This window comes from Thalassotalea sp. 1_MG-2023 (genome assembly GCF_030546745.1).
GTDB lineage: Bacteria > Pseudomonadota > Gammaproteobacteria > Enterobacterales > Alteromonadaceae > Thalassotalea_C.
Genome location: NZ_JAUOPD010000004.1, coordinates 44,867 through 69,252 on the forward strand (window position 1 = coordinate 44,867; position 24,386 = coordinate 69,252).

A 24,386-nucleotide genomic window follows, 5' to 3' on the forward strand; every position below is an offset into this window, starting at 1 on the left:
TTTGGATAGTATAATAAAGCCTTGTAAAAAGGCTTTATTATTTATCGAAACTAAATTCGATATACGCTTTACCTTCTGGCGCGCTCAGTGAAATAATAACAATAGGGCCGTCTGCTTTATGGTTAATTGTATGGTTATTGCCAGACACAACCATAGGAGTTGCCATATCAAATTCGAAGCCTTTTTCGCTTAGCATTCTTTTGGCGCCACCTGTTACCATATTGGTAATTTCACCGACTAAGTCGGTAATTTCTTCATTGACTTCGTCAGGTGCTTCGCCAACCATATTTTTCATGGTTGCTAATGCTAATGGAGCATCAAATGTAATAGATAACGAGCCTTTTGTTTGCTCACTCACCATACCAATTAGACCTGATACGTCGCCCATGGCTACTTCATTTTTCTTAAGCTTAGGCTTTTCTGGGGTCAATTCCATCTGAGCCATTGTTGACATTACATTTAGCATTGACGATAAAAATGGGTTAATAAACTCTACATTCATGAAGGTACTCAAAGCCTTATCAGTTCTAGTATTCTGATTTTGCACATATAATTAGTAAATGTAAATCGAGAATACCAATTGTTATTCTAAGATACTAGCAACTTTATGCGCTTTGGCAAAAGTTATGTAAACATTTACTTCAGATTCTTGAAAATTCACATTAATTACCTAGTTGCCTGTAAGTATCGACGAGTATTGCTAATTTTACCAATAATAGTATGAAAATTTTATTATTTATCTGTTAGTAACCATTATTGGCAATCTATGCAGGCACCGTGTGCTTCTACAATTTGATGATGCACCGTGAAACCTTTTTGTCCAGCCATTTCTTTTAATGCCATATCAAAATCATTAGATTGAATTTCTTCAACTAAACCACATTTATCACATATTAATAATTGTACAGGGTGGTTACAGTCACCAAAGTGATGACATAAAACGAAGGCATTAATCGATTCAATTTTATGCACAAACCCTTGTTGGCTGAGAAAGTCTAGTGCACGATAAATCGTTGCAGGCTTTGCAGCGGGGTCGGTTTCTTTAAGTTCATCAAGTAAATCATAAGCGCCTACAGCTTTATTTCTATCTGCTAATAATTTAAATACTTGCTCTCTCGTTGGAGTAAACCTAACTTCTCTTTTTAAACAATAGGCTTTTGCTTGCTCTAACAATTTTTCAATATTCATTACATTATCGATATTTTCACTGTTTTAAATGAGTCTACCATAGAGAAAAAATGTTACCCAGCGTTTCAATGAAAACTCTTTAAATGATTGTTAATACATAGCGATTATTTTGCTTTTTCTGTATTTAGAGACGATGTTCTTTTGTTTAACGCATATAAAAAACGTATAATTACTGCAGAAGTAGCCTGATATCTTAAGAGGCTGACGTAATACTTTTATAGGCTGTTAATTAAACGTTATGATTTCTCATAAACTATCCGTTGCCCCTATGCTTGATTGGATGGATTTTCAGTAAATACAATGGTTGCAGCAAGTTATGGTGTACCTACGGTGTACGTTAGAAAAATCTAAGTTATACAATTTAACTTTTAGTACACCATTTTAAAAATTACCTCTATAAACTTTATTTAAATCAAAGACAGCTTATTTAACAGCTGTAAATACAACTGTTTAAATTTACAGTATTTATTGAATCAATTAACTTTACATAGTAAATTAATGAATCATATTATTGTATGCAATTTAAATTATAGAAGGATTAACGATGAGTACCCAAAGCGAACAATTGAACAAAAACAATGAAGATGATAAAGCTTTAGAAAAAGAAGATGCGGCAGCGAATACAGCCACTAACAATGAAACTGAACCGGAAGTTGACGGCCGAAAGGGCGGGGGCGGCGTTAAAACATAACGAGCTACGTCGATGTATTTAGATTTAATTACAGATAAAATAACAATACAAGCGTTAAGTGTAGTTATAACATTTCTTTACCTTGTTGCCTTCATTTTATCAGCGAAAAACTGGCGGTCATCTCCGTCGGTTTTTCTTTTATCATGCATATTATTTGTAAATTTCTTTATTGCCAACAATAGCCTTTATGGCTTGCTATTTGAAGAACGTGATATACCCACAGAGGTATATTATCTAAATTGGCTGCGTGACGATGTTATTAGCATTATAGCAACGATATTAAGCCACCTTATTCTAAGAGTAAAAGTTCAAAAAATAACAGTGTTCGCACTTTGGGTATTAGTTATAAACACAGTCATGTATGCAACAATGCATATAGACATAGTAGTATTGAACAATAGAACAGAACCTTGGTGGTTATGGGGCATCTATTCTGTTGTTGTTAACACCGTTGAGTTTATTGTTGCTGTGCTAATAATTGCTTTCCAATTATTGACAAATAATACAAAAAACAAGCAAAGGAGTGATTATGGGATATGATGCATTTGTTGCACTTTTAATAGTGGCAGCAATTTTCCTGTTAGTTTTTTATAAAAAATTGGAAAAACTACTTGATAATAAAGTAGATGAGCAACGGAAAAGAAAAGAAATAACTGAACACGCACATAGTTTAGTAATGGATATAGGCAACATTTTAGAAAATCACGAGGGTATAGATCAGTATCAAAATCTAAAACCCAAGTTAGAACAACTTAAACGCTATTATCGAAACAACGATAACCTAAACGTTGTACCAATTGACAGAGAACAGCAAACGGAAAAAGAACCTGTACAATTGAGAGTTGTTTAAATAACATTAACTAAGAGTCGGCATCAGCTGACTTTTTTGTTTATGGCTTCATTTAAATAAGGAAAGTTATGTCAAAAATTAGATGTGAGGTGTGCAAGGGTAAGAGTACGCCGCGTTGTGAAAAGTGCTTGCTACTTGAAGATAAGAAAGAGAAAAGCTTATCCACTACGATGAAAATAGTAAGCTGGTTTTTCGGTGTTGGTTGGGCAATATATGGTTTGCAAATAGCATTGAATACAAACATTATTGGCGGTTCATTAATTGTCATAGCTAGTTTAATTGTTATTCCATTTACTAGAAAAATAGTTAACAAATGGATGATGAAAAAAGACAATACTCTAAGTATTAATGATGGAAACGCCTTTGCTTTAGCAATTGTCAGTTTTGTTATTTATGAAGTGTTTTTTTCTCCACCTCCTACACCCGAGGAGTTAGCAGCTAATGCAGAAAGAGCAAAAATAATAGCAAAAGAAAAGCAGGAAAAAGAGAAAGCAGAAATAGCTGCTGATCGAGAAAGACAATGTCAGGAGAAAATAGCACCTTACCTTCAGGCAGAAATTTATGTTAAATATCAATTAAAGTCACCGGCTACAGCAGACTTTCCATCCTTTAATAAGAAACGAGTTGAGTATTTAGGAGATTGCACTCACAGAGTACGTTCCTATGTGGACTCTCAAAATTCTTTTGGGGCTATTGTTAGAACGCAGTATCTGGTTGAATTGAAACGAGGGGAAACCCAACACGATTGGGAATTAATTGATTTGCAGTTTCAAACCCAATAAAAAAAACCGCTAGATTTAGCGGTTTTTTATTTAAGAAAAAGTTCAACCTGTTTTTTCAGAGAAATCCAAATGATGTTGGTGTTGTGGCATCTTTTGAAGTAGTGACTTAACATCTTTTAAAATAGAGCTGCTACAGGTATCAAAGCCTATTTTATCGTCCTTAGTGAATTTAGGTTCTAACCATCCCAAATGACAAAACCATATCAAGCTATCCTCAACAGTTCTCATAAACTGCTGATCGAACTCTTCTTGCGCCAATATTTGATTAGTTAAAGCCACATCTGGTGCTTCATCACCTGGTGCAATTTGCCCAAAACTAGGGTCAGTCTTACCTGTCATAAACCAAAGAACATATTGATGACAATTAGAATTAGAAAGAATTCTCTCTAGATTTACCCCAGATATTTCACTTTGATTTTGTTCGTACTTTTTATAAGTACTTTCAGGAATACCAACTAATTGAGCAAATTTAGATTGACTCAAATCAACCGATGTACGAATTTTTTTTAATTTTTCGTAAATTTCCATTTGACACCCGCCCATATCTGGTTATATAGTTTCAGCACGAACCAAAAGTGGTTACAAACAAGTATTGTGAGAGCCATTAAAGGTTATATCGGTGCCGTATATTGCTTATAGAACAAGATATTAGCACTGATATAACCATATAAGAACCCGTAAAAGGTAAAAAGGATATCAAAAGGGATAACGATATGAACCAGAATCGTAACGTGAATAAATTAACAAATGTAAAAGGCGAAGAAATAAGCCTTAATGAAAGTTATCTAAGCATCAAAGAAGTTGTAGAAAAGTGCGGCGTTTCTCGTTCAACCATTTTACGACTTGAATCAGCAAAAAAATTCCCACCGTCACATAACATTACTGATAACCGCAAAGTTTGGTTTGAAAGTGACGTACAGCTATGGCGAACACTAGGCGCACAAGCATTCTATGCCATGTACGGAAAGCAACTAGAACAACAAGTTGCATAGGGCTTCATCATGAATATGACTTTTGCACTACTTGCACGGTTTAACACTCCAGCTGTACCGCTTAAAGATATTTGCCAAGAGTTTTTAGGGATCACCTATAAAACAGCAGAGCAAAAAGCGAAAGCGTGTGATTTACCTTTTCCAACGTTTAAAACGCGTGATTCTGAAAGGTCACCAACGTTAGTTAATGTTTCAGATTTGGGTGATTTTCTTAACCAACAGTATTCGCAAGCTCGTAAAGAGTGGGAAAGCGTAAACAGTTAATTTAAGCGAGGACGAACTAATGGCACTACCAAAAATTGATGTAATTGAACAATCGAAAAGTAATGTAGTTGAGTTGCTTGGCACAACTGACATGCCGAAAGGTTTAGTAGCAATTAAAGCGTTATTAGGTAACGCACGATTAAAAGCATCGTTTGTTTACAACCGAGTATTAAACCACCATCAACGGGCTGTGCTTTGCTACACCGCTAAACTTAACAGAAGCGCATTAGATAAAACCTTTCAAGAATTAAACAACGATGAAAGATTAGCTATTCAAAAAGCTGTTTTACAACTAGATAAAATCTACAACGCATTTAATAAAGTAAATGCAATAAGCCCTAAATTATTCCTTGAATGCGGCTATGCAGATTCAGAAGTAAAAGGAATTAGATCATGAGCAGCACAGCACGCGGCACAGTTCGCAACGCCAATGATTATTACGTCACACCACTATGGATGGTTGATGAATTTTTGGAACGCTTTGTACCAGAATATAGTATTGATGTTAATGACTCGATATTAGACCCGTGTGCAGGTGGGTGTGATAAGTATGAAATGAGCTACCCAACAGTACTCGCTAAACATGGATTTAAAGATATTACCACAATTGATATCAGGGAAGACTCAAGAGCCGAAAACAAAGGTGTTGATTACATAAAAGCATTTCTAGATTTTGACATAGATTTGGTGATCACTAATCCGTCTTTTGAGGATTCGGTAGAAATAACAAACAAAGCCTTATCTGATGTTAAAAACCGTGGATTCGTTGTGATGTTGCAGCGTTTGAATTGGCTTGGGTCTCAGAAAAGAAAGTCTTTTTGGGATGATGCGCCTTTAAGGGAAATATACGTACACCGAAAACGTGCAGGTTTTGACCCTGAAAAACCTAATAAAACAGACTCTATAGAATACGCGCACTTTGTATTCCAAAAGGGTTACCAAGGCTCAGTAAGCCTTTCAATTATTTAAACAAACAAAAAACCATTTTTAACTAAAGGAACCTTTAGCATGGCCAAACTCACTCCAAAAACAGCAAACGAACTTTATTACGACTTAACAAAGCAAGTAATTGAAACGGCAAACAACGCCATAAACCTGTTTTTAACGCGCCCGAGCACAAGCAATTTAATGCACGTTGAAGACACATTAATAGATTTAAAACCTTTCGCAAAAGTTGTTAAAGAACACCAAGGAGGCCACGCAGCATATATCGAATTACTAAAAAAATTGTCATCCGTGCAAGAACGAGGAACTGCAAATCTACTCAACGAAAACGAAATACTTTCTTACTTTGAAACCGAAGCATAAAAAGAGGGCACACCATGAATAACACTAATCAACCAAAGCACATAAGCAAGTTAGCGCGTGGCGTAATGCGCTTGAATTATCTGAAATCACACGGATTTACTGAACAAAATAATATCACCCAATACAGAGGAAAAGTAAAAAACAATAGGTTAGTTCAAACCTGTATACACACGAAAGAATTAGCGCAAAGTGCAAAACGCTTGCGTGCATTTTCTCAGCGTAATATTTGGGCTCAGTAAATGAGAGATCAGAAAGTCAACCTTGACGACTTAAACTTATCAAGTTTTGCTCGCGGCATTATCAGCACCATTGATGATGTGCGCGATCATAACTTTTTAGCGTTAGGGTTGAGTAGTATTCCTTATTCTTTGCAAACACGACTAGTTAAAGGTTATTACGACAGATACAACAAAAAACAGAGCAAAGCGCAGTACAAAGCGAACACATGGTTAAGAAGAACCATCATGAAGCTAAAACCGCGTTTTGGTGTGCTTTTTCGCATCATGCAAGAAATGCCATTGCCTTGGTATATTTTGAACAACAAAGACAAAACCAAAGAGCATGCATTTACAGCAACAAAGTACTGTATAGAAATAATGCTCGGCATAGCCGAAGAAATGCCAGACGATGCTACCGACGAAGAACGCTTAAAAGCCGCTTATCAAAAAGTTGGAGATTACGCGCAAACGGTTCAAGTCAGTTTGCAAAACTGGGAAAAAGACATTGACGATTTAAGCCTTGAAGACATGGAAGTCGCCCTACTAAAAGCAAAGTGCGAAAAGTGGTGGGCAAGAAAGCTTAAAACAGTTAGAGCACGTTATTTAGAATTGCTTGAACTTGCAACGGGCCAAGTAGGCAAAGATATATTACCCGCCAAGAAACAAGGCGTAATTAAACGCAAAGGCATTAGCCCGTACTCTTCAAAACAAGCGCAAGCAGAATATATAGAGTCGCAAAAATCAGGTAGACGTTTTTTAAAATCGTTAGAACTGCAAAGCGATAAAGGCGTAGTTATCGACATGATAGATGCGGTAGACGCTGGCATGGCGAACCCTGAAAACCGCCGAAATGAGCTAATGCTAAGAATTCGTGAAACCGAAGAACTAGCCAACGAAATGGGTTATGTAGGTGTTTTTTATACCATGACATGCCCGGGCAGATACCACCCTAATTCTGATAAGTGGGACGGCAGCACACCAAAGCAAGCACAAGCCTATTTAGTTAAAACATGGTCGCGAGGCAGATCAAAACTATCACGTTTAGGTATTAATTACTTTGGTGTTCGTGTGGCCGAGCCTCATGCAGACGGTTGCCCGCATTGGCACATGATGTTGTTTATGCCTAAAAATAAAGTGCAAACGGTTAATGCTATTTTACGTAAATATTTTATCGAGCAAGACCGTGAAGAACTATTAGGCCGCTATGGTGAAGTATCAACAAGGCTTAAAAATAGGCTAATTGCTGAACCTAATAAAAATGGTTTAGGCATAGCACACCGCTACCAAGAGTTTTCAAAGCAATGCCGATCAAACACTAAAAAAACGCAACTTTTCAAAACATATAAAACAAAGCGTCAGCAATGGGGCCTAAAGAAAAGCCAGGGTATTAAAGCCAAAGAGCCAGCAAAGTTTTATCGCACTTTTGTACCAAGATTTGAAGCTAAGTTGATCGACTCAAGCATCGGAAGTGCTGCGAGTTATCTTGCTAAATACATTTCAAAAAATGTTGATGGCCATAAAGTACTCGACCATGAAGATGACGAAACGGGCGACAACATCACCGTAAACCCAGTGCTTGCCTGGGCAAGTACCTGGGGCATTAGACAATTTCAATTCCAAGGCAGCCCAAGCGTTACTGTTTACCGTGAATTACGTAGAGTGCGCGAGCCAGTACAAGAAGAAACATTAGAACGCGTACGCGTAGCGGCTGACACTGCCCAATGGAAAGAATTTGTAAAACTTATGGGCGGCATGTGTGTTGGCCGTAATGCAAACTTTAAAACTGCTTATCAACAAACCCCGTTTGGTAATGACTATGGCGAAGTAGTGAAACGCGTTAAAGGTGTTTTTACCAATGACTGCCCTATAGCAGCTGCAGCAAACCAACTTAAAGGTGAATTCTGTATTGAGAATTACGCCACGCTTATAACCCGTGATACCGAATGGCAACGACAAGCAAAAGGCACGGGTGAACACGAGCGTTTGGGGCTTAATAACGTCAGCGCAGCTGACAGTTCTTGGACTAGTGGAAATAACTGTACGCCTTGTAGTACAGCCACGACAGCTGAAAACAAACTCAGCAAGCTAGGGATCACGCCTTTGATATTAGAAGATCTGAAAAAAGGTAAAAGGATCAAAATAAATGATCAAATTTATTACCTTTTTGGTGATCAATTACTTAGCTATAGCCCAGATGAAAAACAAGAATTACAGAAAAAAGCCGAAGTTAAACACTTTGCGCAAGTTTTTGCGCGTAAGGCTGGCAGAAAAACACCGTATGAAATTGATTATACACAAGCAAAACAGCTTGTAAGTGCCACATTTAATCACGCAGAAAACAACGGCCGAACAATGCCAAATGCTACTGATTGGCTATACGGCCAACAGCTATTAGACGGTGAAATAGAACCTGATTGGTGGGATTGATAACAAACAAACTTCAAACCGATTTGATCTTAGTGAATTTTAGTTAAAGGAAAGCTCATGACAATTAACGAAGAACAGCACGCAGCATTAGCAGTACAAGTGATTAAATTGCTGGGCCAATTGCCAAACCCAGAAAAACAAGCGGTATTAAAAACCGCGGCAACATTATTAGAACACTCATTAACAGCAGAAATTACAACACAAACGTTAATGAATCATTTTAAAAAATAAATAAGGTGTTAGAGACATGTACATATTAGAAAACGAACCACTAGATTTGAACCACTTATTAGCAGTAGTAACAGAAATGAAAAACACTGGGTAGGAACCTACCTAACACGCGTGTTTATTTCATGCTACCGCGGCAAAAGGAGCCCAATAGATTTACGTAAATTCGTAAGTCTTGACACATCAAACCAAGAACTATTCATGCAAATTATCCATATGCGTAGTTTCCCTGGTTGGAACGATGAAGATTTGTATCTATGTGAACAACACCTTAAAAAAATAGTAGGGATCAAGTAAAAGGAAAATACCACATAGTTTTATTTAACTATGTGGTACCTGCAGCATAGATTTATTTGGCTATGGAGTACTCGAGTGAGTATAGCGAAATATATCTATGCTCGATTGTAGATGGATATAGCTATACAGACAGTCATAGTCATAAAAAAACTATGTTGGCCACAATAGACAAATTTAGCTATGCCACCAGGACGCATAGACATAGTTAACTGTGTCAGCTGCTAAGAATTATTTTGGAATATACGAAAATGTCAGAGTCATATTTAGGTGCAAAAGGTGGATCAGGTGTTTACCAGGCAATTATTAACTTAATGCCACCACATGAAACGTATATTGAAGCGTTTCGAGGTACAGCCACTATTTACAGTAAAAAGGCACCTGCGCAAAAAAGCATACTGATTGATAAGAGCCAAACGACCATAGATAAATATAGCTATCCTGAAGCAATAAACTTGTGCTGTTGTGCTATTGAGTTTTTAGAAAATTTCGAGCCTGAAAACACCACGTTAATTTACTGCGACCCACCATATTTACATGAAACTAGAACAAGTAATGCAAGGTATGAATATGAAATGTCAGATGAAGATCATGCCAGGTTAATAGAAACGTTAAAGCAACTACCAGATAACGTTTATGTGATTTTATCAGGCTATAAAAACAGCCTTTACCATGGCTTGCTATACGATTGGTGGTCAAAAGAATTTCAGGCAATGACCAGGGGCGGGGTGAGAACAGAAACGGTTTGGTGCAACTTTGAACCATCAGACATTCACTATCATGCCTTTGCCGGTGAAAATTTTACCGACAGACAACGTATTCAACGTAAAGCGGCACGATGGGCTAATAACTTTAAGAACATGCCAAAGGCAGAGCAACAGGCCGTTCTAGCGGCAATGTTAGATATATAAAAATACGGAGCCAATACAATGAAAAACCAACTATCAAAAGGTGATCAATTCAACAACTGGACAGTGTTGTCATTTTCAGGAAGAAACGAAAAATGTGAACAGCATTATAAGTGCCAGTGTATTTGCGGAACAATCAGAGAAGTAAGACGAAGCAACTTAGGCAAAGTAATGGGGTGCGGCTGCGTTCGAAGAACCTACAAAGAACGTAAAGCTAACCCAAGCATACCTAAAAACATAAAAGTGAAGAATGCTGAAGTAACACCAAAAGCAAGCCAGGTAAAAAAGAAAAAAACAGTAAAGAAAGTGAACACCACCAACAAACCAACAAACATATTAATTGATCGAAAACTCGAAGAAATAAGGCTTGCTAAAGAAATACAAAGCCAATTTTCATTAACAAACTACTAAAAAAGGAAAAAATATGAGCACGCCAAGGCAAGAAGCATGCATGAGAAAAGTAGCACAGGGCATAAATGAAGCATTAGAAATTACTTACGGCCAGAAAATGGGCTTTGTGTTAGTAGCAACACCATTCAATGAAAGTAACGCTATTTCTGACTACATCGGAAATATTGATCGTGAAAACGTAATAGAACTAATGCGAGAAACCGCAGATAGATTAGAACAAAACCAAACAATACCAGCCACCCAAGGAGAAGCATAATGCAAAACAATACCGCACAAGTAATAGATAAAGGCCGAATTGTAGCTGCCGTTGATCAATACCCAGAAAAACAAAACGGACAAGTAGTAATGATACACGGTACCAACCAACCCAAAATGAAAAACAAATGGATGGCAATTGGTGAAGCAACAAAGTGGAAATATCCTGATGGAAGTACAGGCACTACCGAAAAAATTTACCTAAAGCCAGTTAATGTAAATGGCGCCTATTTTGAACAGCGTACGTTTTGGGACTCACAAAACCAACAACAACCGCAGCAACAAGGTTATCAACAACCGCAACAACAAGGTTATCAACAGCCACAACAACAAAGCTATCAACAAGCTCATAGTGGCGTGCGTTAAAAAAAGGATCACATGTCAGATATTAGAGAAATATGCAGCGTGTGCTCAAAAGAATTCTCACCCCTAGCATCGGCTAGGGGGAGAGAAGCAAGCATATGTTTAGCATGCAGAACAAAATCAAATACAACAGTGTTAAACACTAGAGTTTAACGTAACGAACAAAACAAAGCTTTGTAGAAGTTTATAAGCGTTTCAAGCTGATTTTCTTTTATAGAGTACTTTGACGGAATCTGACAATGAACAAAGGTTTAATAATCAGAAAGCAGTGGCTAGACAAGATTTTGAACAATGGTAAACATTGGGAAATGCGCTCTACACACACTAAACAACGCGGAATTATCAAGTTAATTGAAGCTGGCAGCGGCTTGATAGTTGGCGAATGTATGATTGCTGGCTCTCATAAAGTATCGCCTGATTTAGCTAGACATAGCTTTGAAGCGCATCAAGTAGAAGATTTATCACTACTCGAAAAATGGTGTTATGCATGGCGCTTATGCAACGTAAAGAAGTACGAAAAACCATTCCCATATGACCATCCGAAAGGCGCGGTTATCTGGGTAAATCTTTAATGCGCAAAAGTAGGATTGAACAATGGACGCTAAAACTTTTCAACAACAGTATCTAGGCGAGTTTGTAATATCCGAAGAAGAAAAGGTATTGCACAATTTAGCTAAGCAGTACCACGAAGAAACTGAAAATTATGATCGCATAGTATGCAGTGCTAGAAACGAAAGAGGTGTTGCGGTTCCTGTTAATGGCTGGGAGTTAGTTAATATCAATCGCAATGCAAGAGAAGTTAAAACAAGACTTCTAAAAGAAAATCCTAGCGTTTCCAGTGGTGATTTAAACAAAGCAATAAGTAATTACATTTAAGTAGGCTTAATTATGTTTAAGAGCATTTTAATTATGTTCGGGTGGCGTGGCAACACCTGCAAGCGATGTGGCTTTTGTGAAGCTGCACATTTAGATCGTACTAAACAGTGGCATCCTGATTTTGATGCGTGCCACAAATTTATATCAAGGTAGGCTTCGGCCTGCAACGAATTGTACTTAAACGGAGAATTGAAATGGCAATAAGTTTAACGAAATGGAAGGCAATGACCGACCAAGAACGTGTCGAATATCTAAGAAAAGGGATTATCAAAGTTGAACCTAGAATGGGTATACGTGCCGATTCAAAAGTCAATGACAATGAGCCAGCGGTGCTAATCAACTATTTAGCAAAATGTAGAGGTATCATGATAGGTGTGGGCGATTCAAAAGATGAAGCGTATCGAAATGGTCAGAAGTGGCTTAGTGATTATGATGGCAAATTGCCTGAATCCGCATAGTGAACGAGGAAGTAACAGTGAAACCATTTACTAATGATACGCATGGTCGAAATCATCACTACTATGCGCCAAAGGAACATAAGGTTCCAAAATCATCAAAGGACAGACGCGGTACGCGCTCAAGTAAGCGCCAAGAAAATCAACAAGTCATTCAGCAAGAAATGACTACGGAAAAGTAAAATTGTATGAATAAAATTAGTGAACTTAGGCAGCGAATTAAATCTGGTGATGAAGTTATTATCGACACAGAAGATTACAATCAGCTTCAAGCCGAGTGGATTACTCGAACAAGGTTGGACATAAGCATCAACGAACTTAAAGCTGATGCTATTGAAGAAATGATCGGGAATATGCCAGCAATCGGTTTTTGCTCAGAGCGAGAGCGCAATAACTGGATCGGTGACTACATCCATAAATTAAACACACAAAAGTAGGAACTTATGAAACCTAGAGATAATACCTGGTATTTCGTTAATTGTGTCAATCGTAAATCATCAGACATTGAGCCTGTAGAGCGTTGTTTGTTGCGAAAAGAGAGCAAGTGGTGGATTACAACAAGATTGTCATACGAAATGGACGAATGGCGTGTTGTACCGATTAAAGAATTATTCACACAAAAGCAGACAATGATGGCAAAACCACCAAAGCAACAAACCAAGCGTAAAAAGAAAAACGGTCATGCGCTTTGGTGTGATTGCCTGAAATGTACAACGAAAAAGTAGAGGTAATAAAAGTGCCAGAACAAAAAGCAGAACAAATAGGCAAGCGACTTAAAGACGAGTTCGACAAGATAACGGCGTTTGAGTCTCAGTGGCGACAACAAGAAATTTCGGGTTTAATAGATGATTTAGTATCACTAGCAAGCATAAAAGAACAGGTCGAAAAAGGAACGCAGGGATAAATTATGCCAGACTTTCAAACACCTAAATACAGAAAGCTCGCTTCTAGAAGAAAATGCAAATATCCATATATGAACAATAACTATGCTGAAAACGAAAGGTGTATAAGAATATTTGCTAAACGCCATGGATTAAAACCATATCAAGTTAATAGCAACTCAAAAAAATAGATTTAACCAATATTCAACAAATCTAACTGCTGTTCACGCGGCAGTTGTTTTAAATAAGCAGCTGCCATTTGGGCAGTGCTTGCCATTGGTGGGTTTAAGTAGTGATCAAAACCCAAGGTTACACGAAAAGTAGCACCACATTCCTTGGTATTAGTACATGAACAATACAAATGTGAAGCATGAGAACTAAGCGTTTCCTTTGAAGTTACAACAGCTTTACTTTGACAATTAGGACAATTAACGCGAGCCATACTCACCCCAAGAAAACAAGTGTAGCTGTAATTATATACAGGTCTATTTTTGTTGCAATAATATTTACCCACACACCCGAGGACAAAGAAAAATCACTCCTCTTCGCCTCCCGCGTTTATAAGAAAAATGCGAACTTTTGACATAGTTAATGACAGAGCAATTAAACAATAACAAAGTGTTTCAATTATTTATAGGATCTAAAAAAGGATCAGTATGTCAAAAGCATGACATTAAATGTCAAAAAAAGGATCGGAAAGGTTGAGAAAACTGAGTATTTATATAAACTAACTGAAATTATCACATATCAGATAAGTATTTTTATGAAATATCTATTGCAAGGATCAGAGCCAAAAGAAAAATCCAAATATTAATTTCAATGACTGGGCTGGAAAGCGAAAACATGGAACTAGCTATTATTGATCACTTAACATTTGGCATGAAACGTAGCGAAGCGGCGTTAATAAATAACGTTAAAGAATCGAATATGTGTAGAGACATAAAACTATTAAACGAGTATGCAGCAAAGCACGAACGCATGAAAGAAATAGAATGGCCAGAATATAAAGAATACAAAGAATATAAAAAAGCCCTTAGGTAAGGGCTTTAATTAATCAGTTGTTTTATTTTTAGGAGCCTCATCTTTAACGCGCCAAAATATTCTGAACAGCCGCATTAAACCGAGTGTACTTACTGCAATGCCTACTACAATGAATTCAAAATACCACGGAGCACCTTTATAGCCCATTGCTCTCCAACCTTCTGCCATTATTGGTTGAAGACCAGGAATAAAGTGAGCTATCCAAATTGAAAAAACAACAAGAATAATAAAACCATCCATAAAGGTTTCGCTACGATTTATCAGCACTTGCATATCGTAACTTATATCATTGTTTTCCTTGTTTTCTTCACGACTTGCCTTTGCATTTATTTTAGCAAGCTTTAATTTTACTTCAGCAGTTGCGACTTCTGCGGCCATTTCAGCCGCAATACGTTTTCGCTCTCTATAACTACCTGTTAAATCAGCAATGGGTGCAGTAAAGAAATCAAGGATTTTTGTAAAAAAACCCATAAATCACCTAAGTATTTAAAAAGTCACCTTCAGTGAAGTTATAAACACCTTGGCCCGTGTAATTTTCTGAATTTTGCAAAGCGCCAGTGTCTGTACAGTTTGTACCGTCCCATACCGCAAAGTGCGTAATAGTTTCACCCGCTGGAATATCAAAAACAGGCACGCCGTCTAATTCACGCAAGCCATTTGCAGCTTGTGTAACTGTAATTGCTTTACGAGCATAAGCCGGAGAACCACCCGACAATTCATTGGCCGACCCACTTGCACCAGGCGCACCGGTATGAAGTGAAATATGTGTATAAGTAATGGCATCAGCCTGCTTGTTGCGTTTGTAAACTGTAGCTGTCATAAGTCTAACTCTCTTTATTTTCTGTTGATTGAAAAACAATATCGCCCTTAAAGGCGGTTGAACGACCCATAACCGGGTCAACAATAGTTAATTCGTGGTAATACGTACCACATAAGTTTTCGCTGTCACTTTCAGAAATTGAAATAGAAAGCGTACTGGCATCGCGTGAAATACCATCATCAAGCGTTTTTGTTAATAACACCACACGCTTATTATTTGAATAAAGCTTATATAAAGCTTCACTTAAATTAGCGGTTTCGATCGCCTGACCTTCTCTAGTCACAGGCACCACAAGAACCTGATCGTTACGTTGAAGGAAATAATCACCACACAACATTAAAAAACCCCTTTGATCGTAATTTTATTATTTACATCGCAAGGCAAAACAAAGCCATTAACAATATGGCCCTCAATCACTATCTTGCGAACAACTGGCGTATACGTTTTGTTAAAACCGACAAGCGACACATCAGCATTAGATACAAGTTCAAAAACACCTGATGAATACTTAACACCAGAACCTAAAACAGAAGAAACCGACGGAACAACGAGAGCAGAAAAACCAGACTTAACACCAGAAACACTAATGCTTGCAGCACTAGTCAATGAAATAGCAGAGCTTGAACTCTTTTTACCTGCTAGAACAATACTTGAACCAGACTGCAGCGAAAAACCACCGCTTCTTGAAATAATGGTTGCCGCCGAGCCGCTAACCGTAACCGTAGCAACTACGTTAGAAGTAAAACCACCAAAAGCTTGTTTAAAACCATCCACGCTAATAACGGAAGAACAGTTAGAAACAACCTTACCTTTAGCTAACTTTTCACCTGCTAGCACAATACTTGCACCAGACTGCAGCGAAAAACCACCACTTCTTGAAATAATGGTTGCCGCAGAGCCGCTAACCGTAACCGTAGCAACTACGTTAGAAGTAAAACTACCAAAAGCTTGTTTAAACCCAGCAACCGAAACGCTAGATAAACTTGTTGAAGACAGGGCACCGCTTGAATTTTTGGCCCCGTTCGTTGATACACTAGAAGAACTAGAAGTATGAAGCTCACCAAAACCTTGTTTTATGCCATTATTAGAAACACTAGAAGAACCTGTTGAAGAAATAACACCAGAAGCATGTTTTTTGCCAATAACAACTGCGTCAGCATCGGCCAACAAAGCAAATTCACTTTTAGCAACTTTTTCACCCGCAAGCACAATGTTTGAACCAGACTGCAGAGAAAAACCACCGCTATATTCTTCAGGAGCCGCAATAGCACTTTCCAAAAAAGCGCCAATATTTTTGCCACCCGAAGCTGCACCTTCCAAGCTATTTCCAGACTTGAAAGACCAATCGTGATTTTCAGGATCCACATACTGATCAAGTAAAGAGAGGCTACGGAAACCTATGCTACCGCTTGTATCATCAGAAGCATTTTCATTGAACACCGTTGAATTACTAAGATAACAACGATTTCCGCCCGTGGAACCATAGTGAAAAACCGCGTTTCTTTCAACAGCACCATTGCCATAGCGAATGCCAGACCTAGCTATTTCAGCGTCACTAAACGTAGCAACCAAGGTATTATTGTATACATCAACATCACTGGCATTAGTCAAGATACCGTTTATATTTCCAGTAACCAGCACATTATTATATATTTCGCCATTCGTACCGCTGTCAACAAGTATAGTCCCGTACGATATGCCAGACCTGAACCAATAGTTGTTGTAGATACGAGTAAAATTATCACTCGGATTTGTTGTTCTAAAATCAGAAACTAAGTTAGTTGATGTAGCGGTATAATTAACAGTCAAGTTTCTAACAACTAAATGATGGCAACCTTCTCTACGTGTTATAAAACCATATGAACCACCACGCCCATATTCGATAACCGGGATATCGCCATTACCAGCTTTAAAGTCTTGAGCTCTTAATTCAGAAGATACCGCATCATACGTTTCAATTGTTATGAAATTTGACGCACTCGTTAATACATTAATATCAAAGGTTTTTTGCACATCATTTAATGATGATAAGTCATCTAATATTCGTGCGGTTTCAGGCTCAGTCAGTGTAGCAGGAAGTGAAGCTTTCCACGCACCAGGGCTAGAGTAATCACCACCAATACCGATAGTCTTAATGGCCATTAAACGACATCCTCAATTAATGGTAATGCTTCAGCATAATTCACTTCAACATAAGCATCATTTAACAATGGTTGGTAAAAAGGTGATCTATCATCAACAGGCTTGAAACGCTTAACTGGGAATTGGGCGCCTTCTGGTGTTAGTAATTCTTGTACTTCAACATCATTAATATTTTTATCAATAAATTTAACAATCACATATTCGCGCGGAAACTCTTCTAAATAACGCGGGTCGTTCTCTAGCATAAACTGTGATTTTTTCTGTTCAAAAACCGTTTTGCTTTCTAGCCTGCCAAATTGATGCCCTTCAGGAAACGCAGCAACAACCATTCCAGATAACCATTGCGATGGAATGTTTTTAATTAATAAATTAACAGCCATTAAAGCATCACCTCTTTTTTAACCATTTCACCGTCACTGTTTAAACGCTCATAAAGCGCCTTAGTACAGCCGAAAGCACGCGCAATATGAACAAAATCAATAAAATCTTTCTTGGTGAACGTGCCAGTTTTAAGCGTTAGCGCTGAAAAATGTGCGGTATCATCTTGAACGCTAAGCACAACTGAACCGGCAAAGTCATCACCGTATTTTTTGTGTTTTCTTAACGTCGCCACAATTGGCTTAACACTCCAACAACCAACATGAAACACCTGTTGCATTACTTAGCCTTTAAAAATGTTAAAAACTCTTTAGGATTTTGAAAAAAATACTGAACAAACTTATTCAAACCCTCCAAAATATGAGGCGCAGTATAAGCACACACCCCAATCACACCAGTGGTTAAATTACTGCCAAAATCTAACCACTCACAAAATTTAGAGGCTAAAAACGCTGAAAAAACAGCAACAATCACACCCATAAAATAATGAAAAAAAGTAAATTTCTTGCCGCTCAAATACATTTGCACCGCAGCTGCTAAAAAAGACAACACAATTAATTGCCCCCATTGTTTAAAAAAACCAACTACATCTACTAAATCAATAAAATCAAACCAATTCATTAGTACCACTTCCTTGCTAAGCGCTATTCTTCAATAGCAACAGGGTTTAAATCTGAATAATCAGGCTCTTTAAAACTAATATGCAAATGAGCGGGTAAATACTCATTCACTTGCATCATTTCTTGCTGAAGTGGTACAACTTCATTGTTGTAATAACTACGCGTAATCTTGTCTAAATCGCCAAAGCCCGGACTATCACCACTCGCTTGGCCGCTTAACGCTTCACTCGCTCGATGCATACTCAACATATCGTTAAGCGTAATTTTCTTAATACGTTCAAATTCATCTTTTGTTGAAATGTCACCAATAGGCGTTATTTTTATCGTTTTTTCAGCATCTTTAATGTTTGGGTTTTTCGTATTAATGAATAAACTTCTAAAATTACCAACGCCTTTACTGTCAGAAATAGCTTTTTTAAGGGCGGCTTCATCGTCACCATTTAAGCTAGGGTCAGCCATTGAAAAAATGAACCCCATATGCGCACCATTTTTATAATATTTACGTCTAAATAACGTTGCATCTTCATTTAATAATGCACTTTGAATACCCCCGTAATACTGTGGTATTGCGTAAATACCTTGGCGCGGGTCATATTCTTTAATTTGAATAACTTCACCAGGTTCAAAGCGTAAGATTTTGCCATTGTTTTGCAATTGCGCATAAACATCACGCGTGCTTGTATAACGCATGTTTAAAGCAGGTAAATGGCGTAACTTAATAGGCACACGAAAAGCATTTCGAATGACTTGAAAATACCCCATGCCCGACCACAAATAATCAAACGCAAACTTACTAAAATTATTTCTATTTAGAATGGGGTTCTTTTCAAACCATTTTAAAATCATATTACGTTTGAAATACAAAATAGGTGCGTGCTGGGCATTAACATCAAGCAGCTTAATAAGACCAATCAATGAAATAGGCGGGTTGTAAATACCGTTCGCATCGGCATAAATGCCCATGTATTCAGTGATACGATTATCCAAACAAGGCTCAGGATCACCAAAGCTAAAGCAATCAACACCCGAATTTGTTTTATTTTCTTTTTTTATATCATCAACCATTAAGCTGCTATTCCTATCGAAGTTCGTGTACTGTCAATGCCACCACTTAGCGGCTCATAAATTAGGGCGTGCATAATTGCCCAAGCAATATCAGCATGGCCAGTACTAGCCGTTCTGTTTGTTGCATACGTTATTTGGTCACCCACCACCTTCTTACGAATATTAATAAAGCTGCTTGCAATACCAACCGACTCTTCATCAAACTCAAGGCGCTTATTGGCGATAACATTAATCGCTTTTTGCACCAGGCGATTTTTCATAATTGGGTTGTAATGAATAGGCATGGCCATAGGGAAGAATTTTTGTATAAGCTCGAAAACACCAAGGCCAATACCAGTGGTATCAACACCAATGTGCACCACATGATACTTGCGCGTAAGGTCTTCAATTTCACGAGCCATACCTTCAAAATCGTTACCGTTTAAATTTAACGTTTCAATAATTCTAAATTTTTCACTGGCATTGGCTGGTAATGACATAACAACAACAGCTGCATTATCTCGTGTTCGTGCGGGGTCAAAACCAATTACAACTGGTTTCATTGCATATGGGCGCGGCCAACTGTGGTCAATATCTTTCCACTTGCTTGAATTACCCACACACGCCATAACTTGTTTTAAACTAAAGGCTGAATGCGCATCATCAATAAACTTGCACATAAACAAGTTGTCGAACTCGTCTTTTGAATACTCATTTTCAAGCATTTCAATATCAATGCGATCAAAACCTTGTTTAACAACATCATGCACATGCAAACGTTGTCGCCAAATACCATCCCCGCAAAGCACGCCGCTTTGTAATGCTTTATGGCTAGTATCAACATCAAATTCAGGGTCGTTACAGGCTTTAGTTTTTCTATACCATCTACCATTCCATAAATCGTAAGCTTCATGGCTAGTAACACTAGGCGTACTAAAATAAGTAATCTTAAAATCTTTGTGCGTAGCCATTGCTTGAGCTAGACCGCGTAACTCTTTAAATTTAGGGATCCAAAACACTTCATCTATATACAAATCACCACTGGCCGACTGAGCCGTGCGCGCGTTCGTACTCTTAAAGTAAAGCGTTGTCGATTTACCGCCATTATTTAACGTAAGCGGTGAACCACTTAATTCAATGTCAAAATGCTCACGGCACAACGCAATAATGTTTGCCTTAAAAATTTCAGCCTGATCACGAGAAGCCGAAATAAATATTTTATTACGACCATTAACCACCGCATCGTAAAACGCTTCAAAAGCAAAATAGAAAGTGGCACCAATTTGGCGGGGCTTTAAAATAAATCGGCTTCGGTGTTCTTGGTTATCAAACCAAAATAACTGGTGGGGGTATAACAATTCGTCTTTTAACTGGTCCAGCATTTCCTTAGTAATGCCAGACACATCATTTTTAATGCGCTTTTTACGGCGTTTTTTACCGCTCGGCTCATCGTCGTTAGCACTTTGTTTAGGCTGAGATTGACCATACTTTTTAACAATGCCCGCACTGGGCAAACGCGACTGATTTAACGCGCATTGTTGTTTCGTTAAAAAATCTAATTCTTTGTAATCAGCATCAGTTTTATTTTCACGGTCTGCTAATAAAACAATTCTACGAGCAATAGCCGTTTCAGCGTTAATTGAAGGGCACAAATCATTCCACGCACCTTCATCAGCCCACCTTCGCAACGTTCTTGCACTTGGCATACCGTCCATTTCTGATATTTCATCAAACGTGTACGAACCAAAAACATAATGGTCGCGTGCTTGTTTAATAACAGAAGGGTCATACCGAAGTTTCATTAACAATAAAGCTGCTAAAAAGTAAAAGAATAAAAGCAGTTTATATAGCTGAAAGGGTTAATTCTTTAAACACAAGCCCTAAAAAATCCTAGAAACAAAATATAGGAATTACAAAGAATTAAAACAATGGAAAGCAACAAAACGAGAGCGCAAACTTAAAATATCAAAGCATATTAATTAACACATAAAACGGCCATAGGTTCAATGAATGAAAAGTAGTTTACGCACATTACCCCAAACAATAGCCGCTGTTGGTTTAACGGTAGATGGCAGAGAAATCACTGAACAAGACATTGACGACATCGTAGAAACATACAACTACGATATGTATGGCGCCCGTATTAATTTAGATCACTACGGCAACTGGGGAGCATGGGCCGCAAGCGACTTAGGCATAGAGCTAAACGGCTGTATGCTAGGTGATGTAGTAAGCGTAAGCAAAGGTAAAACAGCAGACGGAACCACTGTATTGAATGCAATACTATGCCCAAACGAATCACTGCTAAAACTTAACCAGGCAGACCAAGCAGTATATTACAGCATTGAAATAAACCGTGACTTCATGAAAACAGGTAAAACTTATTTAACCGGTTTAGCAATGACAGACTACCCCGCATCAACCCGCACAACCCGTGCAAATTTCAACAAAAACGAAACACCAAATTCAGAACAAAATAATGAAATTACGCGTTCAACGCTAAACATAGAAACACAAAGCGAAGAAACCGCAGGATTTAAAAATATATTTAAAAATTTATTTAACAAGAAGGACGAAGAAATGAAGCCAGAACAATTTGCGCAACTACAAACCGCGTTAACTGAGCCATTAACACAGTTAGCCACTGGCTTTACTGCTATGCAAACATCAATGCAAAACATTGAAGAAAAGCTGACAGCACAGCCAACTGAAAACGAAGGTGAAAACGAAGAAAACACACCTGAAAAACCAACCGAATTTTCATTAACAGACAACGACGACTTTAAAAACGTATCTGAGCAAGTCGGCGACATGGCCACACAAATTGAAAACCTAAGTAAAAAGCTAGACCAGGCTATTGGTAATCCGGCTGGTAACACAACACCTGCCGACGAAGAAAACTTAGGCGATGCGCAATTTAACGGTATTTATTAAAAACCAAATGATCGCATTAAACATCAATTTATCTAAAAATTAAGAGTGAAAAAATGAAAGCAAAAACATCGCAATTATTTACCGCCATTATGGTTGGTTTAGCATCAAATTACGGCACAGCATCAATGAGCACACAGTTCTCAGTTGAGCCAACAGTAGAACAAAACCTTTACGACGCAATGTATGAATCAGCAGAATTCTTACAGCAAATCAATACTGCAATGGTTGATGATATAGTTGGTCAATCAGTGATCATGAGCGTTGACGGTGGCGTAACTGGCCGTGCAGGTGTAGAAGATAACCCATCAAACACTCGCCAAACTAAAGACGTATCAGGTTTAGAAAAACGTGAATACCGCTGCTATCCAGTTGAGTGCGACGTACATTTAACGTGGCAAAAAATGGATCAATGGTCAAAGTTTCCAGACTTCTTGCAACGTTATCGTAATCACGTAAAACAAGCGATTGCACTCGACATTATTAAAGTTGGGTTTAACGGCACAAGCGCAGCAAATGTAACAGACTTAGCAAGCAACCCAATGCTGCAAGATGTAAATATTGGTTGGTTACAGCTTGTTCGCCGCGATGCGTCAGAACGTGCAATTTCAGAAGGTGCAAATGCCGGTGAAATTCGTATTGGTGAGGGTGGCGACTACGAAAACCTAGACCAAGCAGTACATGACGCGTTACAAGCAATTCCAGAGCACAAACGCACAAACATGATTGCAATCATCGGCGACGAACTGTTAGCAAACGACAAAAACAAGTTGTATGCAAAGCAAGCTCACACACCAAGCGAAAAAACAAAAATTGAACTTGAACAAGTTATTGATACATACGGCGGTTTACGCACATATAAAGTGCCATTTTTCCCCGCTCGTGGAATTTTAGTAACAAGTTTCGACAACTTAAGTCATTACATACAAAGCGGTTCAACACGTACGCACATTAAAGACGTACCAGAAAAGAAACGTGTTGAAGACTATCAATCACGTAACGACTGCTTTTATGTTGAAGATTTAGAAAAAATCGTATTTTTCGAATCAGCAAACGTAAAAGTGCCAAACGCGGCAGGTAACGCTTGGGAATAGCATAACGAATCCCGGACTTACTCAAATGAGTAACGCTACCTAGTTAATCTAGGTAGCGCTTTTTAAAACATCATCACGAAGAGAATTGTTTAACATGAGCATAGTAAAAAAAGCACTAGCCAGAAAAGCAGCATCAAAAGCACGCCAACAAGGCGCAACAATTGCGCAAACGCAAGCGGTTGAAAACAACAAACCAGAAAGCGACATTAGCAACCAGGTAAAAGCAGAATTCGACATGCAAAAAATCGGCATGGAAGCCGACCTAGCTCAACTTAAACAGTTTTCAACCATTGAAGAAAAAGACCAATACAAAAGCGAAGCCTTAAAAAACAACAACCACCTTGAATACGTTGAAAAATATGTAGCAAGTGGCGGCAACCACCCAAACATCATACTTGCTTGGGTATTCATTTGGTTAATTGATCTGAAACGTTGGACGAAAGCACTAGAGCTTTTACCGCTAATGGTTTCTCAACAACAACCATTACCCACAGTATTTAACACTAAGCATTGGGGTGTGTTCGTAGCCGACCAACTCTACACAGAAGGTGCATTGCAACTTGAAAAAGGCTTAAAAAGTATTGAACAAACGCAAATTACCCAGCAATTCATTAGGTTTATCGCGCTTATAGAGCAACAAAAATACGACCTTGGCGACATTGTTGGCGGCAAAGTATATGCAATGGCAGGAAAACTAGAACAAGTACAACATAACTATGGCAATGCACTAAAGCATTATGTAACGGCCACCAGCCTCAATGATAAAGCAGGGGTTAAGAAGTCCGCGCGAGACATTGCCAAAAATCTAAACATTGAAATAGATATTTAAGAGCAGAAAAGACTCTAACGCCGGTGGGCATGCAACCTTAAACCAGTTTGATACTTATTTCTCGGTTTAACGGTTGTAGGCGCCCACACCCATTAC

40 protein-coding genes are annotated in these 24,386 nt (G+C 38.1%); 27 read left to right on the top strand and 13 right to left on the bottom strand.

Annotated elements, in window-relative coordinates; genetic code table 11:
* Positions 1–37 precede the first annotated feature (37 nt).
* Together Q4489_RS04160 and zur are read right to left on the bottom strand one after the other, a co-directional pair.
* On the bottom strand, positions 38–502 hold the full coding sequence (locus Q4489_RS04160) for a chemotaxis protein CheX (RefSeq protein ID WP_074495270.1): 465 nt from the start codon (positions 500–502) through the stop codon (positions 38–40).
* A gap of 251 nt (positions 503–753) precedes the next feature.
* Positions 754–1,188: a zinc uptake transcriptional repressor Zur gene (zur, locus tag Q4489_RS04165; protein WP_303477495.1), complete on the bottom strand. Its 435-nt coding sequence runs from the start codon at positions 1,186–1,188 to the stop codon at positions 754–756.
* A gap of 544 nt (positions 1,189–1,732) precedes the next feature.
* Between zur and Q4489_RS04170 the strand changes: the two genes are divergently transcribed.
* From Q4489_RS04170 to Q4489_RS04180, 3 genes are all read left to right on the top strand, one after another.
* A complete protein-coding gene (locus tag Q4489_RS04170; RefSeq protein WP_303477498.1) occupies positions 1,733–1,879 on the top strand; it encodes a hypothetical protein in 147 nt (48 codons plus the stop codon).
* Positions 1,880–2,408: 529 nt separating this feature from the next.
* On the top strand, positions 2,409–2,729 hold the full coding sequence (locus tag Q4489_RS04175) for a hypothetical protein (protein ID WP_303477501.1): 321 nt from the start codon (positions 2,409–2,411) through the stop codon (positions 2,727–2,729).
* A 68-nt stretch (positions 2,730–2,797) separates the two neighbouring features.
* Positions 2,798–3,511: a hypothetical protein gene (locus tag Q4489_RS04180; protein WP_303477504.1), complete on the top strand. Its 714-nt coding sequence runs from the start codon at positions 2,798–2,800 to the stop codon at positions 3,509–3,511.
* A gap of 42 nt (positions 3,512–3,553) precedes the next feature.
* Here the strand turns inward: Q4489_RS04180 and Q4489_RS04185 are convergent, their stop codons facing one another.
* Complete coding sequence (locus Q4489_RS04185) at positions 3,554–4,039, bottom strand: helix-turn-helix domain-containing protein (protein WP_303477508.1); 486 nt, start codon at positions 4,037–4,039, stop codon at positions 3,554–3,556.
* A 185-nt stretch (positions 4,040–4,224) separates the two neighbouring features.
* Between Q4489_RS04185 and Q4489_RS04190 the strand changes: the two genes are divergently transcribed.
* The 19 genes from Q4489_RS04190 (at position 4,225) to Q4489_RS04280 (ending at position 13,414) form a co-directional block, all read left to right on the top strand.
* Positions 4,225–4,503 carry an AlpA family transcriptional regulator gene (locus Q4489_RS04190; protein WP_303477511.1) on the top strand — a complete coding sequence of 93 codons (279 nt, stop codon included), beginning with the start codon at positions 4,225–4,227 and terminating at the stop codon, positions 4,501–4,503.
* 9 nt (positions 4,504–4,512) lie between these two features.
* Positions 4,513–4,767: a pyocin activator PrtN family protein gene (locus tag Q4489_RS04195; protein WP_303477513.1), complete on the top strand. Its 255-nt coding sequence runs from the start codon at positions 4,513–4,515 to the stop codon at positions 4,765–4,767.
* Positions 4,768–4,786: 19 nt separating this feature from the next.
* On the top strand, positions 4,787–5,164 hold the full coding sequence (locus Q4489_RS04200; RefSeq protein ID WP_303477515.1) for a hypothetical protein: 378 nt from the start codon (positions 4,787–4,789) through the stop codon (positions 5,162–5,164).
* Entirely contained in the window at positions 5,161–5,736 is a 576-nt protein-coding gene (locus tag Q4489_RS04205; RefSeq protein WP_303477517.1) for an SAM-dependent methyltransferase, read from the top strand. The genes Q4489_RS04200 and Q4489_RS04205 overlap by 4 nt, the downstream gene beginning before the upstream one ends.
* 39 nt (positions 5,737–5,775) lie before the next feature.
* Positions 5,776–6,075: a hypothetical protein gene (locus Q4489_RS04210; RefSeq protein WP_303477519.1), complete on the top strand. Its 300-nt coding sequence runs from the start codon at positions 5,776–5,778 to the stop codon at positions 6,073–6,075.
* Between the two features lie 14 nt (positions 6,076–6,089).
* Entirely contained in the window at positions 6,090–6,314 is a 225-nt protein-coding gene (locus tag Q4489_RS04215; protein WP_303477521.1) for a hypothetical protein, read from the top strand.
* Complete coding sequence (locus Q4489_RS04220) at positions 6,315–8,720, top strand: replication endonuclease (protein WP_303477524.1); 2,406 nt, start codon at positions 6,315–6,317, stop codon at positions 8,718–8,720.
* A 57-nt stretch (positions 8,721–8,777) separates the two neighbouring features.
* A complete protein-coding gene (locus tag Q4489_RS04225; protein WP_303477527.1) occupies positions 8,778–8,951 on the top strand; it encodes a hypothetical protein in 174 nt (57 codons plus the stop codon).
* A 527-nt stretch (positions 8,952–9,478) separates the two neighbouring features.
* Entirely contained in the window at positions 9,479–10,153 is a 675-nt protein-coding gene (locus Q4489_RS04230; RefSeq protein WP_303477529.1) for a DNA adenine methylase, read from the top strand.
* An 18-nt stretch (positions 10,154–10,171) separates the two neighbouring features.
* Complete coding sequence (locus tag Q4489_RS04235) at positions 10,172–10,561, top strand: hypothetical protein (RefSeq protein ID WP_303477532.1); 390 nt, start codon at positions 10,172–10,174, stop codon at positions 10,559–10,561.
* A gap of 13 nt (positions 10,562–10,574) precedes the next feature.
* Positions 10,575–10,817, top strand: a complete 243-nt coding sequence (locus Q4489_RS04240; RefSeq protein WP_303477534.1) for a hypothetical protein — start codon at positions 10,575–10,577, stop codon at positions 10,815–10,817.
* Positions 10,817–11,182, top strand: a complete 366-nt coding sequence (locus Q4489_RS04245) for a hypothetical protein (protein ID WP_303477537.1) — start codon at positions 10,817–10,819, stop codon at positions 11,180–11,182. Before Q4489_RS04240 ends, Q4489_RS04245 begins: the two co-directional genes overlap by 1 nt.
* A gap of 236 nt (positions 11,183–11,418) precedes the next feature.
* Positions 11,419–11,751 carry a hypothetical protein gene (locus tag Q4489_RS04250; protein ID WP_303477539.1) on the top strand — a complete coding sequence of 111 codons (333 nt, stop codon included), beginning with the start codon at positions 11,419–11,421 and terminating at the stop codon, positions 11,749–11,751.
* A gap of 22 nt (positions 11,752–11,773) precedes the next feature.
* Positions 11,774–12,055, top strand: a complete 282-nt coding sequence (locus Q4489_RS04255; RefSeq protein WP_303477541.1) for a hypothetical protein — start codon at positions 11,774–11,776, stop codon at positions 12,053–12,055.
* 194 nt (positions 12,056–12,249) lie between these two features.
* The gene (locus tag Q4489_RS04260) at positions 12,250–12,513 is read left to right on the top strand and encodes a hypothetical protein (RefSeq protein ID WP_303477544.1); all 264 of its coding nucleotides are present in this window, start codon (positions 12,250–12,252) and stop codon (positions 12,511–12,513) included.
* Positions 12,514–12,530: 17 nt separating this feature from the next.
* On the top strand, positions 12,531–12,692 hold the full coding sequence (locus Q4489_RS04265; RefSeq protein ID WP_303477546.1) for a hypothetical protein: 162 nt from the start codon (positions 12,531–12,533) through the stop codon (positions 12,690–12,692).
* Positions 12,693–12,698: 6 nt separating this feature from the next.
* The gene (locus Q4489_RS04270) at positions 12,699–12,947 is read left to right on the top strand and encodes a hypothetical protein (protein ID WP_303477548.1); all 249 of its coding nucleotides are present in this window, start codon (positions 12,699–12,701) and stop codon (positions 12,945–12,947) included.
* 6 nt (positions 12,948–12,953) lie between these two features.
* Entirely contained in the window at positions 12,954–13,235 is a 282-nt protein-coding gene (locus Q4489_RS04275; RefSeq protein WP_303477549.1) for a hypothetical protein, read from the top strand.
* 11 nt (positions 13,236–13,246) lie between these two features.
* Positions 13,247–13,414 carry a hypothetical protein gene (locus tag Q4489_RS04280; protein ID WP_303477552.1) on the top strand — a complete coding sequence of 56 codons (168 nt, stop codon included), beginning with the start codon at positions 13,247–13,249 and terminating at the stop codon, positions 13,412–13,414.
* Between the two features lie 170 nt (positions 13,415–13,584).
* Here the strand turns inward: Q4489_RS04280 and Q4489_RS04285 are convergent, their stop codons facing one another.
* Positions 13,585–13,833, bottom strand: coding sequence for an ogr/Delta-like zinc finger family protein (locus Q4489_RS04285; protein ID WP_303477554.1), 249 nt, complete (start codon positions 13,831–13,833; stop codon positions 13,585–13,587).
* A 401-nt stretch (positions 13,834–14,234) separates the two neighbouring features.
* On the opposite strand from Q4489_RS04285, the gene Q4489_RS04290 reads away from it, so the two are divergent.
* Entirely contained in the window at positions 14,235–14,432 is a 198-nt protein-coding gene (locus Q4489_RS04290; protein ID WP_303477555.1) for a hypothetical protein, read from the top strand.
* 9 nt (positions 14,433–14,441) lie between these two features.
* Here the strand turns inward: Q4489_RS04290 and Q4489_RS04295 are convergent, their stop codons facing one another.
* The gene (locus tag Q4489_RS04295) at positions 14,442–14,903 is read right to left on the bottom strand and encodes a hypothetical protein (protein ID WP_303477558.1); all 462 of its coding nucleotides are present in this window, start codon (positions 14,901–14,903) and stop codon (positions 14,442–14,444) included.
* Between Q4489_RS04295 and Q4489_RS18280 the strand changes: the two genes are divergently transcribed.
* Complete coding sequence (locus Q4489_RS18280; protein WP_368389585.1) at positions 14,877–14,939, top strand: hypothetical protein; 63 nt, start codon at positions 14,877–14,879, stop codon at positions 14,937–14,939. The two genes, Q4489_RS04295 and Q4489_RS18280, sit on opposite strands and share 27 nt — an antisense overlap.
* On the opposite strand, the gene Q4489_RS04300 is transcribed toward Q4489_RS18280, so the two are convergent.
* Genes Q4489_RS04300 through Q4489_RS04335 form a run of 8 tightly spaced genes read right to left on the bottom strand, consistent with a single transcriptional unit; the run spans position 14,911 to position 21,238 of the window.
* On the bottom strand, positions 14,911–15,252 hold the full coding sequence (locus tag Q4489_RS04300) for a hypothetical protein (protein WP_303477561.1): 342 nt from the start codon (positions 15,250–15,252) through the stop codon (positions 14,911–14,913). The two genes, Q4489_RS18280 and Q4489_RS04300, sit on opposite strands and share 29 nt — an antisense overlap.
* A 4-nt stretch (positions 15,253–15,256) precedes the next feature.
* Entirely contained in the window at positions 15,257–15,589 is a 333-nt protein-coding gene (locus tag Q4489_RS04305; protein ID WP_303477563.1) for a hypothetical protein, read from the bottom strand.
* Positions 15,589–17,394: a hypothetical protein gene (locus tag Q4489_RS04310; RefSeq protein WP_303477566.1), complete on the bottom strand. Its 1,806-nt coding sequence runs from the start codon at positions 17,392–17,394 to the stop codon at positions 15,589–15,591. The genes Q4489_RS04305 and Q4489_RS04310 overlap by 1 nt, the downstream gene beginning before the upstream one ends.
* Positions 17,394–17,774 carry a hypothetical protein gene (locus Q4489_RS04315; RefSeq protein ID WP_303477568.1) on the bottom strand — a complete coding sequence of 127 codons (381 nt, stop codon included), beginning with the start codon at positions 17,772–17,774 and terminating at the stop codon, positions 17,394–17,396. Before Q4489_RS04315 ends, Q4489_RS04310 begins: the two co-directional genes overlap by 1 nt.
* Positions 17,774–18,052 (bottom strand): hypothetical protein, encoded by a 279-nt coding sequence (locus Q4489_RS04320; protein ID WP_303477570.1) that lies wholly within the window; start codon positions 18,050–18,052, stop codon positions 17,774–17,776. Before Q4489_RS04320 ends, Q4489_RS04315 begins: the two co-directional genes overlap by 1 nt.
* Complete coding sequence (locus tag Q4489_RS04325; RefSeq protein ID WP_303477573.1) at positions 18,052–18,393, bottom strand: phage holin family protein; 342 nt, start codon at positions 18,391–18,393, stop codon at positions 18,052–18,054. The genes Q4489_RS04320 and Q4489_RS04325 overlap by 1 nt, the downstream gene beginning before the upstream one ends.
* Before the next feature lie 23 nt (positions 18,394–18,416).
* Positions 18,417–19,457 (bottom strand): phage portal protein, encoded by a 1,041-nt coding sequence (locus Q4489_RS04330; RefSeq protein ID WP_303477575.1) that lies wholly within the window; start codon positions 19,455–19,457, stop codon positions 18,417–18,419.
* Positions 19,457–21,238 (bottom strand): terminase family protein, encoded by a 1,782-nt coding sequence (locus Q4489_RS04335; RefSeq protein ID WP_303477577.1) that lies wholly within the window; start codon positions 21,236–21,238, stop codon positions 19,457–19,459. Before Q4489_RS04335 ends, Q4489_RS04330 begins: the two co-directional genes overlap by 1 nt.
* 208 nt (positions 21,239–21,446) lie before the next feature.
* Here Q4489_RS04335 and Q4489_RS04340 point away from each other — a divergent pair, with 208 nt between their 5' ends.
* The 3 genes from Q4489_RS04340 to gpM all read left to right on the top strand — a co-directional run bounded on the left by Q4489_RS04340 (position 21,447) and on the right by gpM (position 24,290).
* Positions 21,447–22,370, top strand: a complete 924-nt coding sequence (locus tag Q4489_RS04340) for a GPO family capsid scaffolding protein (protein WP_303477580.1) — start codon at positions 21,447–21,449, stop codon at positions 22,368–22,370.
* A 53-nt stretch (positions 22,371–22,423) separates the two neighbouring features.
* Positions 22,424–23,461 carry a phage major capsid protein, P2 family gene (locus Q4489_RS04345; protein ID WP_303477583.1) on the top strand — a complete coding sequence of 346 codons (1,038 nt, stop codon included), beginning with the start codon at positions 22,424–22,426 and terminating at the stop codon, positions 23,459–23,461.
* A gap of 94 nt (positions 23,462–23,555) precedes the next feature.
* Positions 23,556–24,290 (top strand): phage terminase small subunit, encoded by a 735-nt coding sequence (gpM, locus tag Q4489_RS04350; RefSeq protein ID WP_303477585.1) that lies wholly within the window; start codon positions 23,556–23,558, stop codon positions 24,288–24,290.
* Positions 24,291–24,386: the final 96 nt, after the last annotated feature.